10 protein-coding genes and 1 pseudogene are annotated in these 20,938 nt (G+C 43.3%); 9 read left to right on the top strand and 2 right to left on the bottom strand.

Annotation, left to right across the window (positions count from 1 at the left end; genetic code table 11):
• Together IQ219_RS00455 and IQ219_RS00450 are read left to right on the top strand one after the other, a co-directional pair.
• Positions 1-283, top strand: a pseudogene (locus tag IQ219_RS00455) (FGGY-family carbohydrate kinase); the annotation flags it as partial.
• 71 nt (positions 284-354) lie between these two features.
• Entirely contained in the window at positions 355-576 is a 222-nt protein-coding gene (locus tag IQ219_RS00450; protein WP_194071364.1) for a type II toxin-antitoxin system HicB family antitoxin, read from the top strand.
• On the opposite strand, the gene IQ219_RS00445 is transcribed toward IQ219_RS00450, so the two are convergent.
• A complete protein-coding gene (locus IQ219_RS00445) occupies positions 560-1,195 on the bottom strand; it encodes a Dna2/Cas4 domain-containing protein (RefSeq protein WP_194071363.1) in 636 nt (211 codons plus the stop codon). The two genes, IQ219_RS00450 and IQ219_RS00445, sit on opposite strands and share 17 nt — an antisense overlap.
• Positions 1,196-1,245: 50 nt before the next feature.
• Entirely contained in the window at positions 1,246-1,596 is a 351-nt protein-coding gene (locus IQ219_RS00440; RefSeq protein WP_194071362.1) for a hypothetical protein, read from the bottom strand.
• A gap of 144 nt (positions 1,597-1,740) precedes the next feature.
• On the opposite strand from IQ219_RS00440, the gene IQ219_RS00435 reads away from it, so the two are divergent.
• From IQ219_RS00435 to IQ219_RS00410, 7 genes are all read left to right on the top strand, one after another.
• Positions 1,741-5,253: an NACHT domain-containing NTPase gene (locus tag IQ219_RS00435; protein ID WP_194071361.1), complete on the top strand. Its 3,513-nt coding sequence runs from the start codon at positions 1,741-1,743 to the stop codon at positions 5,251-5,253.
• Between the two features lie 80 nt (positions 5,254-5,333).
• Positions 5,334-5,552: a hypothetical protein gene (locus IQ219_RS00430; RefSeq protein ID WP_228016603.1), complete on the top strand. Its 219-nt coding sequence runs from the start codon at positions 5,334-5,336 to the stop codon at positions 5,550-5,552.
• On the top strand, positions 5,545-5,994 hold the full coding sequence (locus tag IQ219_RS00425; protein ID WP_194071360.1) for a PIN domain-containing protein: 450 nt from the start codon (positions 5,545-5,547) through the stop codon (positions 5,992-5,994). Before IQ219_RS00430 ends, IQ219_RS00425 begins: the two co-directional genes overlap by 8 nt.
• Before the next feature lie 7 nt (positions 5,995-6,001).
• Positions 6,002-7,030, top strand: coding sequence for a dihydroorotase (pyrC, locus tag IQ219_RS00420; protein WP_194071359.1), 1,029 nt, complete (start codon positions 6,002-6,004; stop codon positions 7,028-7,030).
• A gap of 75 nt (positions 7,031-7,105) precedes the next feature.
• Complete coding sequence (locus IQ219_RS19880; RefSeq protein WP_228016602.1) at positions 7,106-7,627, top strand: class I SAM-dependent methyltransferase; 522 nt, start codon at positions 7,106-7,108, stop codon at positions 7,625-7,627.
• On the top strand, positions 7,620-7,919 hold the full coding sequence (locus tag IQ219_RS19875; protein ID WP_228016601.1) for a hypothetical protein: 300 nt from the start codon (positions 7,620-7,622) through the stop codon (positions 7,917-7,919). Before IQ219_RS19880 ends, IQ219_RS19875 begins: the two co-directional genes overlap by 8 nt.
• 264 nt (positions 7,920-8,183) lie before the next feature.
• A complete protein-coding gene (locus IQ219_RS00410) occupies positions 8,184-20,672 on the top strand; it encodes a SwmB domain-containing protein (protein WP_194071358.1) in 12,489 nt (4,162 codons plus the stop codon).
• Positions 20,673-20,938 lie beyond the last annotated feature (266 nt).

The raw sequence follows: 20,938 nt of genomic DNA, 5'->3' as shown, positions 1-20,938 counted from the left end.
CCCCAATTTGTTACCGAAACTGGAACCCAGACCAGCGGATGATGTGACTTTTTTACAAGGTTTATTGGAAGGTTTGGCCCGCATTGAAGCCCAGGGATATGCCAAGTTACAAGCCTTGGGAGCAACGCCACTAACAAAGGTATTGACGGCTGGGGGTGGGGCAGAAAATATAATTTGGCAAACCATTCGGCAAAATTTGCTCCAGGTTCCGGTGCAAAAATCTATTCAGTCGGAGGCGGCCTATGGTTCTGCTTGCCTGGCCAGAAGCAGTCAGTTTCTTTAACCACAGTTTCCAGAGACGATCGCCAAATGATTGCCTACAATATGTTTTAGCAAACCCTACATCGAAATTTCATGAAGCTAAAAGTATTAGTCTGGCAGGAACAAGACCAATGGTGTGCTTCCGTTCCCGCCCTACCCGGTTGCCACACTTGGGGAGATAGTTACGATCACCTTATGGAAATGGTTAAAGAGGCGGTGGAAGGATGGCTTGAAGTTGCTAGCGAGCAAGAAGAGGCGATCGCCAATGAGAAGACAGATCGCCATGGATTCAAGGTAATTAATCACAGCGTTTAATGGAGCAATAATTGCCAGCCAAGGGGCAATAACGGCAATTTTCCGCCGAGGCATTAGGTTTGGGAATATCCTTACTAGTCAAGATTTGGAGAATGCCATGGAGTTGCTTAATAAAATCTGGATCAATCATGGAGTGGGGAACATCCTCAATAGAATCAGAGTAAATTAAGCGGCCATTTAATTTCCGTCCTTGGCACTTTTCTTTCGTGGTATCGGCGTGGGGAATCAGCATCAGATAAAGCAGAACTTGGTAGTAATGAAAGGGGCGTTTGCGCCCACTTTTGCAATCTTCAACAATAATTTCGTCGTCGTTGTAGGCAACAATATCAGGACGACCAGCAATGCAAATGTCAAAGGATTTGCCGACTACCTTTTGGGAATTTTCTTCTTCGATGGCGACATCATATCCCTGTTGACGCAAAGATTCTGCCCGTTCAATCACCATTTGATCATGGATTGTGCAGTCGAAATCACTGGGGGGCAAAGTTAGTTGATGCTGGGTTTTTAACCAAGCCGCGAAGAAGCAGGGATCTTCTTCAGCCATTAGTTTGGCAAGGGTTGTAACCCAGGCATAGGGACGAAAGCGTTGCTTGATTTGGGGAAGAAAGGATTGAACCATAATTGGTAAAGTAGAAAAACTGGGATAAAAGTTGAAGTTGATGATGGGATTTAGCGAGCCCGCTGTTTGGTTTGGTGATGCCAGTAAGCGGTGACAATTTGCGTATTGGTGATTGTTGGCTGACAGATTACCCGCAATCCCCGCAAAGCATCAGTCATTTTTGCGTAAGGGCTTTGGCGAAGAAGGCGATCGGTCAGGGTGAAGCGCATTGCTCCGTGGCTATAGTCTTGCTGCCCATAGGTTAGGGCAACCTGAATCATGGCGGTATTAATGGCCCGTTGTTGCTGGCGACGTTGCAGATGATTGTCATCTTTGTAGGAGTTAAATGATGTGATGGTTTCACTGGGGATGATGTTGGCATCCTGTTGGATTAGTTGGTTCAGAGTGGATTGTTTGCCCATAGGATTAAAGTCAGGAGTTAAATTGGAGTTGTGAATCAGGCAGGTTGGGAACCTTCTCTCAGGGGTCTTGGGGGTTTGCCCTCTCGGTCTTTGGTTGTCTGCCCTCGACAATTTCACTGTATTCAATCTCCTCAAAAAATAAAATTGAGAGAAATCGAAATAAATCGAATCAAATCAGCGGCGAAAATCTTCAATGATTTCCGCTGTACGATATTTATAGATGAGCAGCAAGGGGCAGATACAGTGGAAGAATTGCAAGAACAAAAAAACTCTTTTCTTGAGTCAATAGCCAACGAATATGGAATATTAGGATCTCACAGAGAAATCTTTCTTGAGAGATATTCACCTAAAAATCAATGCTATCAAAACCATGAAATAGCTAAGTATATTGGCAAGTCTGAAAAGGATTTACAGGATGCTCTCACTGCAATCCATAAATTAATCGAAAATAAAGAGCCTGACCTTAAAGGTAAACTATTAAAGAAAGGGCGTGGAAGGCCAGCAAAAGGAGAAGAGCCTTGGGCTAAGTTGTCAGAATTTTTGTGGGAGAAAAAATTTCCAAATTATTATGAAAATATCAATCAAGAAACAACGGAATATCAAAAATTAACAGTAATTTTTTTTAGACGAATGCTAGAAGATAAAATTAAAAAGTTGACCACAAATAGTCTTTTAGGCGATCTTTACTTTGACACAGAAAGTCTTTATGTTCCTTTGGGATTAGTCGAACGTAAACAAAAACCTCACCATGGTGACATTAAACCTGAGCATGGTTCAGCTTTTTATCGTCTGAATAATGATGCAATAACTCGTGAATTTACATACGAAGAATTTTTAGACGAAGTTGTAACTAATGAGAATAGTTCCAAAAGCCAGGGGAGACGACTCGCAATTATCGGTGAACCCGGATCAGGAAAAACAACTCGCTTACAGCAAATTGCCCGCTGGTTATTTGAGCAAAATACAGATAATCGTGTTATTTGGGTATCTTTGGCAGAGCTTCAGGGAAAGACACTAGAGGAATATTTGCTCACGGATTGGTTAAGAAATGCCCATGAACACCGAAAGACTACTGAGACTCAACAAGATGAGCTAGTTGAAGAGTTTAAAAAAGGCAATATTTGGCTCCTGCTGGATGGCATTGATGAAATAGGGTCATCAGGTCTATCTTTATTTGATAAACTCCCAACCTGGATTGAGTCGGCAAAAATAATTGTGACGTGTCGGTTGAATATCTGGGATGGTAGTCCCAGAGCATTATCTGGTTTTGATATTTATTACAATGATGATTTTAATGATGAACAACAGAAACAGTTTGCCATTAAATTTTTGAAAAATGAAAATGATGCTCAAAGCTTGATTGAAGGATTAAATCAACTTGGGAAAGAGCGAATTAAAGATCTGGTTAAAAATCCATTAAGATTAACATTAATCTGTTATTGGTGGCAAAGTCATAAAGGTTCTCTTCCAGATACAAAAGCGGATCTTTACGGAAAATTCGTTGAAATCTACTATGATTGGAAGAAAGTATCTGAAACTCAAATATCAGATTCTAAGAAAAAAGAATTTGAAAAAGCATTAGGGCGGTTAGCAATACAAGGATTAGATCGTGATAAGTCTCACTTTCGATTTACCAAAAAGCAGATCAATGAAGTTTTAGGTGAAGCAGACGAGGGAATGTTTAAGTTAGCTATACAGTTAGGCTGGCTGAATGATGTTGGACTTTCCGAAGAAAAATCAGAAAAAATTTATACTTTTTTTCATCCTAGCTTTCAAGAATATTTCGCAGCATTAGCAATAGATAAATCTGAATTTTTACTGAATCATATTCCTAATAATCCTCAAAAAGGAATTTATAGACTTTTTGAATCTAAATGGTTTGAGATAGCTGTACTTTGGATTGGTTTACCGAGCATAGACAATGATCAAAAAAATAAGTTGATTAAGCAATTAGTTAGTTTTGATTGTCAGCCAAAATCTGCTTATATTCATCAAATCAGAGCATTAATAATTGCCACTGAGCTCATTTCCGAGTTTCATGATTGTGAAATAGTTGATACTATTCTTGATTATGCGATTAGTTACGCATTTGGAGATTGGAATGAAGAAACTAAAGAGTTAATAGAATATCCAAAGAGTGAAGAATTTAGGAATAAGCTTGAAAATTGTTCGCATCCACTACTTTTGAAAAAACTAGAAGATAAATTAGAATCTCTGTCAGAAAATGTTCCTGGTTATGATTATTTATATCATCTCGTTAAATTGATTTACCTTTTAGAACCCAATTCAATCAATACTACTATAGCTCAAAAAGTTGTCAACCATTATCCAACATGGTTTTTTGATGACCATAATTACACGATTGATGACTATTATCAACACTATGGCTTTAAAAATCATCAGGACTTCATTGAACAAATAAAAAGAAGATACGGTGATGATTATGGAACACCATTATTTTGGCAACGATATGAACAGAATAAAGATCAAAATAAGAATAAACCCCAAAAAATAAACATTCCAAAAATTCCAAAAAACATAAGCTTTACACAAGGATCTGTTAATGACGATGATTTAGGTTTTACCTTTACAGAAGATCATGAAGAAACTGACTCTAAAAATATTAGTGAATTAATTAATGATGAAAGATGGGTTAACAATAATCGTAACAATCAATTTGTGGTTGAGTTATTCAAACATGAGCCTAGTCATTTATTTTCATGTGCTCAATTAGAATACTTTTTTGGTCAGGCAATATACGGCGAAAGTAGTTTAATGGATATTATAAAAAATAATCTGACAAACTTTGATTTAGATGAAAATTATTTGCCTCATATTGAAGATGCCTTTAGTAGTGTTTTATATGGAATGAGAGATTGTATTGGTTGGGAAACTACTGATAGCAATGAACGTGGACGTGACCTGATAAGCCAAAAACTAGATTATGAATACTTCTGCTATAAAAACCCTAAAAATAGACTTTCTATGCGTGGTTATCAGAAAACAAAGCAGCAACTAAAATTCAAAGAGTTATATAATCAAGTTCCTGAAAATATATTTACAATTACAATGACTACTACAAATTTAAATATGTTCTTGATTGCCTTGGATTTTATTATTGATTTGGTTGATTATGACAATTCAATTTATTCGAGGTTTATGGATAAAATTTTATCAAAATTCTTTTCCTTTGATATTGACTGTTATGTTCCTGTTAAAATAGCCGATTACATAGCTGACAGAATAAGCTATGCCGAATTTTATGGTCAATGGCTTAATAATAACAGGTCTTCTGATCAAATTTATCTCAATCAACAAATTATAAATCAGACTTTCTCACTTTCAGTCAAGACCGACAATTTAAATTCAATTACAGATGAAGCAATATTATTAAGACGTTTTAAAATAAGATTGATTGAATCTATACCAACGAATATTAAATCTAAAATCCAAACATTAATTAACAACAAACTTCCAGCTCAACATGTAACTATTGATGATCTAATCGTCCAAATTGAAGACATTATCCTGTTTATTAAAAATGAAATACAGATAGAAAAGCTTGATTTGTTTTTGGACAATAAAAATCCCAGTCAACTTTTACTTGAGCTGTGTGAACAATTCAATGACTTAGTAAATATTGAATGGAATCGCTAAGCATTTTCATGGAGTCAATTATGTTAAACTAAGCGTAAAGTATTCTCATCAAAAAAAATAATTTATCCAGAAAAATAATAATGAACACTATTGAATTCACGGCTAAAATCAGTCAAGGAATGATCGCCATTCCAAAAGAATATGATCAAGAGCTTCAGGAAGAATTGGAAGTAGAGGTTATTGTTAAACCCAAGCGAAAAAAACGCTTAATGGATCGACTCGTAGAAAATCCCGTTTCTGTCGAAGGATGGCGTAACTTAACAAGAGATGAAATCCACCATAGAGAAGGAAATGACTAAAGTTTTTATTGACTCTAATGTGTGGTTATATCGGCTATTGATCGATCCTAACATCGGAATAGAAGAGTATAATCGCAAGCGTCAAATTGCAATCCAACTTACCCAACCCTTGGATCAGAGTATTGTGATTAGCACCCAAGTAATCACAGAGACTTGCGCCGTATTAAAAAGAAAAGCTAAATTTTCCGATCAAGAACTCTTAGAAATTATTGAAGAATTTGAAGAGCAATGTCAAATTATAACCCTAACGATGACGGAAATTAAAGAGGCTTGTCAGTTGAGAAAAAAATATAATTTCTCTTTTTGGGATAGCTTGATAATTGCCTGTGCTTTGAAATCACAAGCTAAAACAATTTATTCAGAAGATATGCAACATAGCTTAGTTGTTCAAGAGCAGCTAACAATCATCAATCCCTTTAACTCAGCCTCAACCAGCTTATGATTAAGTAATGGAAAAGCTTACCATCACCAGACCCGACGATTGGCATCTGCACCTAAGGGATGGAGAGGCCCTCAAGGCAGTTTTGCCCCACACAGCCCGTCAATTTGCTAGGGCGATCGTCATGCCCAACTTGAAGCCTCCAGTGCGTTCCGTGGCCGATGCCGCCGCCTATCGAGAGCGGATTCTTGCGGCTGTTCCTGCCGGGAGCCAGTTTGAGCCGCTGATGACCCTTTATCTGACGGATAATACCAATCCCGAAGAGGTTATTGCGGCCAAGGCATCCAAATTTGTCAAAGCAGTGAAATATTATCCCGCTGGAGCCACCACCAACTCAGACTTTGGCGTGACAGATATCAGTCGGTGTGATGCTGTGCTTGCAGCCATGGAACAGGTAGACCTGCCCCTCCTACTCCACGGGGAAGTGACCGATCGCCAGGTTGATATTTTTGACAGGGAAAAAGTATTCATTGAAAAATACCTAATTCCCCTCAGAGAAAAATTTCCCCAACTGCGGATTGTGCTGGAACACATTACCACCAGCGATGCGGTGGAGTTTGTTTTATCGACCAATAATATTGCCGCTACCATTACGCCCCAACATTTATTATTTAGCCGTAATATTTTGTTTCAAGGTGGCATTTGTCCCCATTATTATTGCCTGCCAATTTTGAAGCGGGAAGAACACCGTTTGGCCCTGCTGCAGGCGGCCACATCCGGCAATCCGAAGTTTTTCCTGGGTACGGACAGCGCTCCCCACGCCCGCAATAGTAAAGAAAGCTCCTGTGGTTGTGCCGGTTGCTATTCCGCTCTCCACGCCCTGGAATTGTATGCCGAAGTCTTTGAAAGTGCTAATGCCCTGGATAAACTGGAAGCCTTTGCCAGCTTTTATGGCCCGGACTTTTATCAACTGCCCCGCAATACAGAACAAATTACATTGACCAAAACACCGTGGCGCATTCCCGCTGAATTGCCCTTTCCAGAATCTGGGCTGGTGCCGTTACGGGCGGGGGAAGAAATCACCTGGCAAATGGTGTGATCCAAACAGCTAAAGTGCAGTGAAAATTATTAATAGTAATTAGATAGATTTGCTTTTTTTCACTGAGCCGCAATTATGACCTACTTTGCCAGCGACTTTCAAGATTTAGACAACTCTGGAAATATTGAAAACTTCATCCGCTGTCTGGAATTGCAACAGTCACTAGACTTGTATAAATATTACAAACAAAAGACGTTTGAAAAAATGCAACTGAAGCCCGGTGATTCGGTGCTGGAAGTGGAATGTGGCACCGGCAATGATGCCCTTTGGTTGACCAATTATGTAGGGGAAACTGGCAAAGTTACAGCGGTGGACCGCAGTCAATTTATGCTCAACCAGGCAAAGGAACGGACAAAAAAATCCTCCACTAAGTTTGAATTTATCCTAGCTAACACAGAGCAATTACCCTTTCCCGATGCTAATTTCACTGCGGCTAGAGTTGACCGCACCCTACAACATATTGCCCAGCCCCAAAAGGCGATCGCCGAAATGGCCAGAGTTGTGCAATCCAATGGTTGGGTAGTGGCGTTTGAGCCGGATTGGGAAACATTGGTAATTGGCTCCGAGCAACGAACCATAAACCCTTGCATTGGTTAATTTTTGGTGTGATAACTTTCCTTCCGGCTGGGTGGGTCGCTATCTCTTTAAGTATTTCCGGCAGGCAGGCTTAACTGACATCACTCTGGAACCCATTACCATTTGCCTGACTGAGTTTGAATTAGCCGATAAAAATTTAGACCTATCTCGGACGGTGGAAAAAATTAGCGAACAGAGATTTATAAGTCAAAATAATCTTATTCTTTGGCTCATGACAATTAATCAATGTAATCAAGCTGGAGACTTTTTCTGTGCTTTTACCGCATTTTTAGTCAGTGGCAAAAAGCCATAATCATTTAAAAATATTTAAGATCAAAGTTTCTATTACTCTCTGACCGTCTGACTGTGTTCATTGATTGTTAAGTAATATTACTGAGTATGGTCATTTTTTCAACTTTTCTAACTCAAAAATTGGTTGGTTTCCCGGTTGCTTAGATACAATGACAAAGAGCAAAAGGGAAATCGGCAAAATATCGACATAATATCTCAGTATTGAGTGGCCAAGCCAGATCAAAGTCATTGGCCTTGTCTGTTGTTCCAGCTATTAACTCGATTTATGACTATCAATTTGGCCGATCGCCTTTCTGCCATTACCACCGATTCAGCAGGAACTACCCATGTTGTTTGGGTGGAAAATACCTCACTCTGGCACGCTGTCTATAACGTTAATTCTGGTACTTGGGAGAACGCCCAGGCGATCGCCAATGTGGGCAATCAATCCCTCACCAGTCTGAACTTGATTGCCAATGATAAGTTAATCCAACCCACCAGCGGAGAAAGTAGTACCGCCCCAGCGCCGGGGCTCGTGGTGGTTTACCAGCAGGGCAGTGGCAATGACAGCAATCTTTTTTACACCGCCGCCCGCTATAACTCCGGGGGCAGAACCGAATGGTTAGCAACTCCCCAGGCCTTAACTGCTGATGCTGTGGGAGATTTGGCCCCCAGGGCGATCGCCAAAGATGACGGCACTGTGTTTGTAGTAGGGCAAAAAGTTGATGCAGAGCAAGCTAAAAACCAAGCTATCCGAGAGGATACCGATCTTTATTACCAGAGTTTTACGGTTAATCAAAATCAGTTTACTAGTGGCAACACCTCTGCTTTTATTCGTCCAACTAACCAAAAAAATTCATACAATTATCTGGGGCGTAATCTTGATGCCCCTGCCGCCAATTATGAAATTCTTAGTGCAGAAGAAACAGAATTTCTGGGCAATAAACCTAAGTATCAAGGCCTAGGGGCTAACTGGAATGCCTCCAGCGATTTCAATCTTAATGGCTTGTCATTGTTAATTGCCAAAAAGTTAGGCGAGCAACCAGACAAGGTTCTAGAAAGAATCTTTGGCCCCCTCATCTTGTCTATTTCTCTCCAAGGTTCATCGGGACAAAATCCTGAATGGAGTTTGTTTGGCGGTGGCGAGTCTACCGATGGCAGGTTGTTACTTAATGCCCTGGCAACTTTGGGTAGAAAACAAAGGCGAAACATCGGCAATAGTGATGATAGTAATCGTTTTGATCGATGGAGAAGGCAAGGTAGGGGAGCCTTAGGGGAAAGCGCTCAAGATGGTTTTGATGTATCTTTTACTTTGTCTTCTTTATATAGTTATGGCAACAGTAATGCTAATTCTGACGGTAAATTTCCCCTCTATTTGGAAACTGGAGGGGCATTAGCTAGTTTAGCGGGGTCCATTCCTTTATTTGGTTTTGACAATATTTTAAATGTTGGCTTAAGCGCCAATTTCGGTTTATTTTTTAATGCCGGTGTAGCTTTGCAATGGCAGGTTGCCCCCAAGGATCCAGCCTCCTATTTTCCCGTCCTAGCACCATACCTTGATCTGAGCGGCAATACAGACCGTTTATTTATTACCGATTCTTTCTCCTTCGTGCCTGGTTTTTCCCAAGACACAGCAATTTTAGCTTTACTCTCCAATTTGGAAGCGGCATTTGCTTCCATTGATCAAAATAGCTCTGTGGAACTGGAATCTTTACTGGTGGGAATTCCCGTTACATTAGGCTTTGAAGGCAGTATTGAAATTCCCTACATTTTTAAGCTTTTTGGTTCCATTGGCTTTTTTGTCGACGGTACTTTTACTATCAAAGGGGATACCCCTTCATCTATTACCATTGGCGCTCCTTACAACATCAACGTTAATTTACTGGGCATTATCAGTGCCAGATATGCAGGGTTCCCCACTTGGACACAAACGTTTCCGTCCTCTTCATCTCAAGATAATCAAACCAATACTGCCACAGAAACCAACAATATTGCCAGTGTTGATGGCTTTTTGCTCACCATTAACCTTGCTCAATCCCTAGATCCTAATCTTAATCTTAACCCCACAGATTTTACCGTCACTGTTACCAATGCCAATGGGCAAATTTCTACTATTCCTGTGTTTGGTGTGGTGGTTCAAACTGATAATCAAAGTAACACTAGTGAGGTTATTTTACGATTAAACCAGGAAATTCCCTACACTAGCCTCAACGACCAGCCCTTTGCCAATGTTGTTGTTAAATACACTGGTAATCAACTGGGAACATTTACAGACAGTGCGGTGGCGATTATATCCTCCGACACAATAATTTATACCTATAACCCCACCAGTGGGACAGGCAATGACTATACCCAAAACAATCAACAGATTACCATTGCGTTTAATGCCTCTTTAGATCCAGATATTCTAGCTTTTAAAAATCAATTGCTCCAGTGGTTTACGGTCACCAACAGTAGTAATCAATCCATTGCCATCACCGATGTAGTAGTTAATCAAAGCAGAATTGTTTTAACCCTTGCTTCCAATACCGTCATTAACCCTGGTGAAATTTACACTGTCCAGTACAATCCAGATGCCAGTGGTGAGCAACAACTTAAAACCGCCAATCAAGATACTGTTACAGCATTTACCGTCAGTAATGGCACTGCCCCCACTGCCAGAGGTTTGGCTAATGGCACCTTTGTCAGCGCTGCCAACGTTCAAACCCAACCTGTTCTCAGTAATTTAACCAGTGACTTTGCCCAGGACACTTCCCCTGCCCTGGCGTTAACTAGTCAAGGGGATATCCTACTGGCTTGGAGTAGCGACAGCCCTCCCATTACTCCCATTTCCGTTTTGGCAGAAGGAGATTATATCTACCTTGTTTTTGCCGATAATCTCAAAAATGACTCAGCTAATCCCCCCAGTAACTCCCAATTTGTCATTAAAACCAGCGATGGCAATAGCATTAATCCCACCAATGTTTCCCTAGCTCAAAATACCGTTACCCTGACCCTGAATAACTCTGTTAATGCTAGTCAGGTTGTTGCAGTTGCTTACAGTTTAAGTGGGATTAATTTTAGCTCTAATTTATCTTTGACTGATGCCACCAATACGAGCTTTTGGATTCCCGATTTTAGCAATAATATCCAACTGGCTAGTGAATCCAATACCGCGCCCACCACGTTGCCAGGATCAATACTTTCCAACCTACTCACCATTCCCTTTAATCAGACCCTAAACGTCAATCAAATTCCCAACGGTGATCAGTTCAAGGTAACGGTTAATGGCAATGTCAATAGTCCAATTAATATTACTAGCGTTACTGTTAACGATACTTCCGTCACCCTGGTTTTAAATCAGATTATTGGTCAAGGTCAATTGGTCACCGTCACCTATACTCCCAACTCCAATGGTGACAACAATTTAGTCAGCAATGCCAGCACTCCCCAAACCGTTGCCCAATTCAGCACTAACAACTTTTTAACCACTGCATCCAGTTCCAGCACCGTTATTAAAACGGCATTTTCTCCCTTTGGGGACAGTGGCATTTCCTCCATCACCACGATTCCTGGGACTAGCGGCGTTAATTCCGATGTAGCCGCCATACTTTATACCAACCCCAGCACTCAAACGGTCCAAAATGTTGTGGCTTGGGTCAACGTCGATACTTCAGCTTTATCTGTCCAGGCTATTCCTGGTCAAAACTATGGTCCCAATGAAGTAGCTTTAATAACCTCCGCCGCCCAGCAATCAGATATTTACTATGCGGTCTTGGGGCCCGACAATCAGTGGAGTTTGGCCGCTCCGATTTTTCCTAGTCAGCCAGGGCAAGACCAAAAAGTAACCTTGGGAGTCGGCCCCGATGACAGTTTACTGGCGGCTTGGTTAAATACCCAACTGAACAGCAACGGTGATCCCCATACCACCATTCAGTTTGCAACTTTTAACGGCACACGCTGGACTGCTCCAACAACCTTGGGCGGGGCAAATCCTAGCATCAATCCCAACAGTTTTAGTGAATTAAGCATTAGTTCTCTGAATGGGCAACCGGTCATTTTCTGGACGGAAAGCCAGCCCCCTTCCTACAGCAACTTGGTTTCGGAGCAAAATCCTTTGCTTTATCTAAGGTTAGGGGAACTAAGCGGTACTACGGCCATTAACCAGGGTCAATTATCTTTGCAGGGGAACGGAACGTATAGTGCCAGCGGCTATACCCTCGACCAGGTGGGAGCCCTGGAAAATACGAATACTAATACGGGTGATTTTAATCCAGCAGTATTGTTCAACAGTGGTGGAGTCACGATCAACTCCCCAGTACCTGTTTCTGTGCAGGGTTTTTCGGTGGAATTTTGGTTCAAATTGCCAACTACCGGGGGAGTGGTGGGCTTAGCTAACTTCGCCGGGGTATTTGACCTGAGTTTAAACGGGGACAGCTTAATTTTTGCTTTGAATAATGGTAGCAATACCCAGATTACCGAAGCCATTACGGCCAACCATTGGCATTATGTGGTGGGAACCTATGACCCTGTTAAACAAATTCTTGCCCTTTACGTCGATGGGCAATTGGTGGATAGTCTGGAGAATATTGCTTTTGCCAATTTGCCCTCGTCGGGAACCCTAACTTTGGCGGGGAATGGAGGGCCTGTTTACCTGGATGAATTTGCTTTTTATAATTCGATTCTTTCCCACACTGACAATGGTTCTAGTCCAAGTTCACTGGGCGAAAATTTTCTTAATTTAACTGGTTCCCAACTCATTGACGGGGTTTTGGGGGTTAATGAAATTGGTTCCCGCTACCAAGCCCGCTTTTTCGATCCGGTGACAGCAGGTCCAGAAACTAACTATAGCGTCTGGGACAGCAGTAGTAATAGTTGGCAAAGTCCCGTTAGCATTAACCCCGTTGATGAAGTCGTTCCCACCATTTTAGCGGCGGCTAACAATCCAATTTGGGATATTGTTTCTGCGAAGCCTGGTTCTAACAATAATGCCCAAATCACCCCCAACGGTAATCCTGATACCATTTTTCAAGTTAATTTAACCGGGCAACAGGGAAGTGAAATTGTTGGTTTTTCCGTGACTACGTCCGATGGTCAACTTTGGAGTCTGGGGACTAATGGTAATGGTCAAACCCTAGGGGGTTGGCAGGTAGGAGTAATTCTGGCGGAGAGCACAGATAGTGCAAAGCTTGGGTTGGAGTTTGTTTCTGGGGACAATTTACTCAATAGCCTGAATCCTGGAGTAACTTTTTCCCATCGGGTTATGGGAGCAACGGAAACCTTCACTATTTTTGTGGATACGGAGGGTAGTCCCCTCACCTCCCCTGCCACAGTAAATGTTTACCTAAAAGGAGAAAATAACCCAGTTCAATTTACTTCCCTGGCCCCTATACCCAATCAGGGGGGCCCTGTCTCTGCTAACGCTCTGGATTATTTGGGCAATCAGGTGTTGGGCATCGCCACGGTAAAAGAAGCCAATGATGCCTCCCTTTCCCTGGTGGATAGTGGTTTTGTGGTTAATACCGACAATCCGGCGATCGCCGCAGTTATAGCCAGTGGTTTTAGTAATGGTGCTTTAGCCTATGTGGCCGTGGGCAATCGAGGTTACACCAGCCAGGGTAACTCGGTCAAAGGATCAATCCAAATTTTATTTGCCGGGGGTGATGTTTTAGGCCAGAAAACCACCAATGCGCTAACCACCACTGATTTATCCGGTAATCCTGACGGGGTACTAATTACGGGCATTAACGATACAGGGGACATTAACAACGATGTACCCATGGCTTTGGTAACGGGGGATGTAGATGGAGATAACATTGACGATTTGGTGATTGGTGATGCCAATGCCAATGGGGGAACGGGACGCATTTATGTGATTAAGGGAAGTTATCTCACAAGTCTCAACAATCAAAAGCAAATTATTGATCTGAGTAATGCCAGTCAGTGGACTAGCGATCAAGGTTTTGTGATTGATGGCATTGATGCCGGGGGCGGGGCCGGTTTTTCCGTGGCGATCGGCAATTTCACTGGTAATGGCCCCCAAATTGCCTTTGGCGCTCCCTTTGCCAAAAACAGTAGCGGAGTCGCAGTGGGTAAGGTCTATCTCGTTTCCTCCAGCAATCCCAGCCAACTGTCTCCGCCGATTCACATTGGCTCAAGCTTTAGCCTGACCAATCCCCAAAATCCAGCCCAAACCGTCACCGTTGGGGAAACGGCGGGTTATAGCCTGGGAGTTTCTCGCCGTACGACTGGCGGGCCCCTTACTTTTACTAACAATGCCAACGACGATTTGTTTATTGGTTCTTCTACCTACGGGGTAACCATCAATAACCAATGGGTGGGCAAAAGTGCTTTACCCGCCGGCAATCAAGGCAATTATCCCGACACCACCACGATCGCCGCTGGGGCAGTCCATGTTTTTTCCCAACCCAGTGGTCAATCCTTTGGCAAATTTGCTACCTACACCGGGCCCAATGCTCCCGCCGCTAATGGAGTAGGGGCCAACTATTTGGCCGGAGCGGCGATCGCCCTGGGGGACTTTACGGACTTGGATGGGGACGGTCAACAGGATCTAGCTATTTCAGCGTTAGGAGTTAATGGTAGTGCCGGGGCGGTCTATGTGCTCAGTGGGGGCAAGGCTGTGGCATCCAGCTCTGACCAAGCCCTCAACGAAGTCAGTCATCTGACCATCAATGGTGGCATTGCTGGGGGGAAAGCCGGGATGACCATCATGACTCCAGGGGATGTGAACGGCGATGGTTACCAGGATTTTTTAATTACCGCTCCCCAGTCCGGCAACGGCACAGGCCAGAGTTATTTATTGTTTGGCCCCTTGGATTTGTCCGAAGTGGGGCAACAATTTAACCTCAGTGTGACGGGTACTGACAGCAAAAATATTTTCTTGCTCAATGGCAGTCTGCCCAATCAACTGGCGGGGACAGCAGTAGTTAGCTTAGGCAATATCACAGCAAAAACTGGGCCCAATAACACTCCCATTGATAGCTTTTTGATCAGTGCCCCCAATGCCCAGCAGTTTTATGTGGTCTATGGTCATCCCTGGTTGGCCGCTGATGGCAGTATCAAACTCTCAGATATTGCCTCTGATAACGGCTTTGTTATTGATGGCAATCTGATTAATAGTCCCTTAACCAATCGTTTTAGCAATTCCCTCGATAATTCCCCATCGAAAACATCACCTGCACTCATTGCAAATAATGGCACGCTCTATTTGGCTTATACCGACAGTAGCGGACAGATTCATTTCACCAGTAGCACCAATGATGGCCAAACTTGGGGTCAAGCCGTGTCGTTACCTAGTAATGTACAAACTGCATTTACGCCGTCAATCGCTTTTTATAAGGATGTTTTGTACTTGGCCTATGTCGATGCCGCTAAGGGGTTATACGTCGCCAGTAGCACAGATAATGGCGAAACCTGGAATAGTCCCTATCAGCTAGGTGGACTCTCTTCAACCGCTCCCACCTTAGTGGTGTACCAAGATAGTCTGTTTTTCTTTTTTACGGCAGATAACTCTACTTCTAGTATCCTTTACTTTTACTCCGATAACTCTAATTCTAATGCCCAAAATCCTCTGACATCAGCAGATTGGATCTATAGCAATCAAATCGTTGGCGGTAACTACTCAACTAGTAGCGATATGAGCGCCACGGTCTTAGATAATACGCTCTATTTGGCACTTACTGGAGGACAAATTGGTAATCCGACCAATCCTCCCTCTATCTATATTGTTTCTGGTACTGGTAATGATTTAGCCAATCTAACTTGGAGTGATTATGAAGTTGACAATATCAGTCCCGCTAACCAAACACCAGGTTTAACCACTGATGGCGAAACTCTCTATTTAAGCTATACAAATGATAGTGATGGCAACATCAATGTAATCACCTCCACGGATGGAAACAATTCCAATAATTGGACTCCTTCCCAGACGATCGTCGGTTTACCTCGTCAAATTCTTCCCGTTTTAGCTACAGCGGCTAACCAACTTTATTTTGCCTATGCCGGAGAAAGCCAAGGCGTTTATGTAACCGAGTCTCCCCTTCCCTATGTGGATAGCATTGTTGATAACGGTCGCTTGGTTCAGTTTTTAGGGGATATAAACGGTGATGGCTTTGCAGATATTTTTTCTGGGGGGAATAATGCCGGAGCAATTATTTTTGGCAATAGCACCCAGGATTTACTCACAGCAGCTAGTGGTAGTGACGACCTAGTCATTTCGGTTCCCGATGCCAATCTGGAAGAAGTGATTAGCTTGGGAGATTTCAACGGTGATGGTTTCCAGGATGTCGGAATTCTCGCTAATAACGGTAATTTCTATGTTGTTCTAGGCAATACTAATCTGGGAGATTTAAAAACATTAAGTATTACCTCTAGTACCGCGCCTGTGGTTATCAGCCAGGTGGGGGGCGTAACCAAATCCACGGCCATTGGCGACTATAACGGGGATGGCTATGATGATGTCTTGCTGTGGGGAGATAACGGCAATCAGGTAGCCTGGGGTAACGCCCCTGGTAGTTTAAACAATTTTACCAAGATTGATTATACCGAAACCCAAACGTCCGCCACAGGGGTTGATCTCAATGGTGATGGAATCCCAGAAATTGCCATTGGCAGTGACCAGAGAAAAATAGCGGGACAAATTTCCACTGCTGGCACTTTTTCCCTGTTGCCCAACCCCACCACCGCTTCGGTGATTGATACCCTGGCCGGGGCTAATCAATTGGTGAATATTGGTGACTTTAACGGTGATGGCATCGCCGACTTGGCTGTACTAGCTTCCAACTACTACGCTGCAACCCTTGGCGATCCGACCCGTTTAGACCAGGCTGGCAATCAAGGAGGTGTTTTCATTTATTACGGCTCACTTCAGGGGTTAACTAACAGTTCCCAACCCGATGTCATCCTCGCGGCGCCGTTCACAACGGTGAGTAACCAACAAAGTCCCTTTTTCTTATCTGAAATTGCCCAAGCTGGAGATGTGAATGGGGATGGCTTTGATGATCTGTTAATTAGTTCCCCCTTTACAGTGACGGCCAATGATGATCAGGGCAGTGTGTTCGTTGTATTCGGCGGCAATAATTGGAGCAATCAGCCCTTTGATTTAGGGCAACTCGGCGCTAATCAAAATCAAAGTAGTAGCTTCTATGGTTTTCTAGTCAATGGTTTACCCGATGCCCAGGCCGGATTTGCCATTAGTGGCGGCAGTGATGTGAATGGGGATGGCTTTGACGATGTGGTGATAGGCGCTCCGGGCAATTATGAAAGTCAACTTTCCCAAAACACTGTCATTGGGGATGACAAAGGGCGAATTTGGTACAACGGTCAACAAATTAATAGCGGGAATAGCGATCCTGCCGTGATTTCGATGGTCGTGCAAGAGAATGCCAGTGGTGTGCCCCAAGTTGTGGTGGGGTTAGTCAACGGCGAAGTGTGGTGGTACAACGGCTCGAGTTGGTCACAATTGGGCATCTCCCCCCTGACCGATGGGCCTTGGCCAGTGATTCAAATGGCGGTGCAGTGGAATGGTAATAACCCCCCCCAGGTGGTGATCTGCGGTTCCTATGGCTGTTATTACTACGATGGAACAAATTGGTTATCGAACCCGCTAATTTCAGTAGACTTTGATGAACCCCTCATCAGTCAATTAGCGGTGCAGTGGAATCCTGATCGGAATGTGCAACCCCAAATTGTCGTGGGGCAGGGGCCGGGAACTGAAGGGCCCCAAAGTCAAGTGCAATATTACAACGGCGCCAATTCGTCCTTGCAGACCCTGGAATACAACAACGGAAGTGATTCAAATGACCCTGCTTATCCCATAACCCATATGGCGGTGCTATGGCAGGCCAATGGCAATCCTCAGATTGTTACCGCCGTTGGCGATGATGGCGGTGTTCGCTACTATAACGGCTCAAGCTGGACATACCTGGAAAATCCCAAGCCAGGCTGGAGTTCTCCTGTCACCCAACTATCGGTGCAATGGAGCACTGAGGGACAGCCCCAGGTCTTAGTTAGTCTTAAAAATGGCGCAGTTTTCTACTACGACGGCCAAGGTTTTTCCAACCTCCGCTCCGTGGGTGGGCCCCCTATTAGCCAAATGGCGGTGCAATGGAATAGTGACGGTACGCCCCAAGTGGTGATCGCTTTTGGGGATAAGGGAGGGGTTGAATATTACAACGGCTCAAGTTGGATCACCGTTGCGGATAACAATCCTGGCTGGAGTTCTCCTGTCACCCAGATGTCAGTGCAATGGGGAAGGGATGGGCAACCCGATATTGTGGTGGGTTTAAAAAACGGAGTGGCGATCGCCTTACCCTATAACGGTTCAGGTTGGGATCAAAATGGCATTGCTGGTGTAGGGACAGCCATTAACCAATTGACTAGCCTCTGGAGCGAGACCTTCGTTAATTCTGGCAATGGCGACAATTTGAGTTATGTCCTGTTTGGCAGTGATTTTAACGACACGGTTAATCAGACGGGAACCATCGGCGATGATGTGATGCTGGGCAGTCCCACTGGGGAAAGTTTTCTGGCTGGGCAAGGGGATGATCAGATTTACACCAAGGGTGGTTTAGATGTAGTTTATGCCGGCCCCGGCGATGATTGGGTTTCGGTGAGTGATACCTATTTCCGGCGGCTGGATGGGGGCACGGGGTTTGATATTTTGGCTTTGCAGGGTTACAACGGCCAGAATTGGGATATTACTACCCTTTCCCCTGGACTGCGATTACAGAATTTTGAAACCATTGATATTCGGGATTATGGAGCGAATCAGTTAACCCTTAATTCCCTAACGGTAACTAATTTATCCAGCAATAATACCCTCGTTGTTTTGATGGATGAAAGCGGTGATAGTTTGCAATTGAGCAGTGATTTTAGTGCCGATGGAACGATTTATCAATATGGGCAAAGATTTTATCAGTATAAATCTAATAATTCAGCGGCTGTTGTATTAGTCAATCAACCAACAACCCCTAGTTTTACTGCTCCAAGCCACAATCAACCGCAACCCATTTTACCCAGTGGTGCTGGGGTGGGCAATGGTAATAATTTGACTAACGGCAATCAAGGTTTAACAAATTTTTCTGACCCCAATCTTCTCACCAAATTATTTGTTTCTAGTCCCCTCGCTACCGAAGTTAGGGAAGCAGTGGATTTTGTTATTGAACGGACGGGAAATCTAGACAAATATGTTTTAGTTAGTTACCTGACTCAAGATATGGATGGCAAGGCCGGTAATCGCTATTTGCCAGTGGCGGGGCAACTAATATTTAGCCCAGGGGAAACCAGTAAAACAGTCACAGTTGAAATTCCCAATGATGGCATTTACACAGGCGATCGCCAGTTTGGATTATTAGTTTCTTTGTTGGACGAAGGTTTAAAGTCAGGAAACTGGGGGCCAGAGTTTTCCCTAGCCGGTGATGGCAATGGTTCCCAGATCCGCCGTTGGAATTATCTGGCAGGGGAGTTGGAAAATAGCTTAATGGAGGGCATAGTCAACTTTTCCACCACCACCAATGATGGTCATACCCAAGCTGATATCAATGTCAGTGGCATCGAGGAATTTAACGACTTTTTCAGCTATAACCCCCTTACAGGAAATTATGAATCCCTAATATCTAACAATGTGACTGGGGCTAAATTTAGTTATCTAGATGGTGAAAACAGTCCCCATGGAGTCAAGCTTACCCTTTTAGACGGCGATCGGGGAGATGCCGACGGAGTAAGCAATGGTCTGGTGGAAACGAAGGGTTATTTGGGTCGTGCAATTCCAGGCTTAATCACCAATGATAACCGAGTTTTTTGGGCTCCCACCAATGCCGATGGCCAGGTACAACTAAGGTTAATTAGCAGTGCTGACCAAAACTATGAAATAGGCTGGATTGCGGTGGATGACCCCGATGGTTCTGTCAATGGCTTGCGACCCGGTGATCTAGGCTATGAAGCTGCTGCTTTAGCCCGCAAACAAATCGTTTTTAATAATCAAAACAGCGCTTCAACCCAAGCTTTAACCCGTGATTTAGCGCAACAAAGTTTTACTGACATTAATAAATTAACTGGAACGGAATCTCAGTTCTTTGGTGATTTCAGCGCTTCTAAGTTAGAAGTTAATCGTTACTATATGCTCTACAGCCAACAGGGAGGTAAAACAACTTTTTCCATTAATACTTCCCCCACCGTGGAAACCGATAGTCGGGGTTATCATCAACTAATTTTTGATGGCATCACTGCTGAAATTAGCTCCAAAACTTTGGTTGTACCAGGAATTTTAAATCAAACCATTACCGTCGAAGCCTCCATTAGTCGTGCTGGAGCCTATGACAATGCCATTGCCCTCTACCAAGTGGATAGCTTAACCGGGGGATTAGATGTAAACGGCGATCGCCAAATTGATCTCAAGCCAGGTGAAATAGGTTACCTCCAGGCCGCTTTAAATCGAGCCCAAAATCCCCTCACCGGAGTAAGTTTAACTGCGCCGGATAGTTTCTTTGGCACAACAAAACAAACCATTAACCTATTAGGCAACAATATGTATGGCATGGTGATTATTCCCAACGCCACCATTGCAGAGGTGCTGAACCAAAATCCCGGTAATGATCCCAATCTTGGCCCCGTTGCTCTTTTCTCTTTTAATGAGGCTAACCCCGGTGGTATTAGTCAAATGTCCCGTCTTGGTAGTAACCTTTTTGGCTTTGAAGATATAGTTGGGGGCGGTGATCAGGACTACAATGATGTGATTTTGCAATTTAGTTTTCCAACTTCTATAGCCATGAATTAGAATTTCAATAGAAAATTTGATCGCCGTTCAATTTTTGGCTTGAAAAACCTACGAACTAGTTTATTAGTAAAATCTTAAGTTTTATGTCGCAAGGGAGAGAATTTAACGTCAGTGAATTAGCCTAGGTAATTATCCTGAGGTATTAGTGCTATGATCACGGCACGGGAAAACGGCTCTTAATTCTGCTTGTCGGGCGGGTAGAACGGCGTCTGGAAATTCTGCAATTTCTCTTTAAACTTGGCAATATTGGGAGTTAAGGAAGTATC

This window comes from Synechocystis sp. LEGE 06083 (assembly GCF_015207725.1).
GTDB classification, from domain to species: domain Bacteria; phylum Cyanobacteriota; class Cyanobacteriia; order Cyanobacteriales; family Microcystaceae; genus Synechocystis; species Synechocystis salina.
Note: the sequence above shows the minus strand (reverse complement) of the source record. Positions and strands in the feature narration are given on the sequence as shown.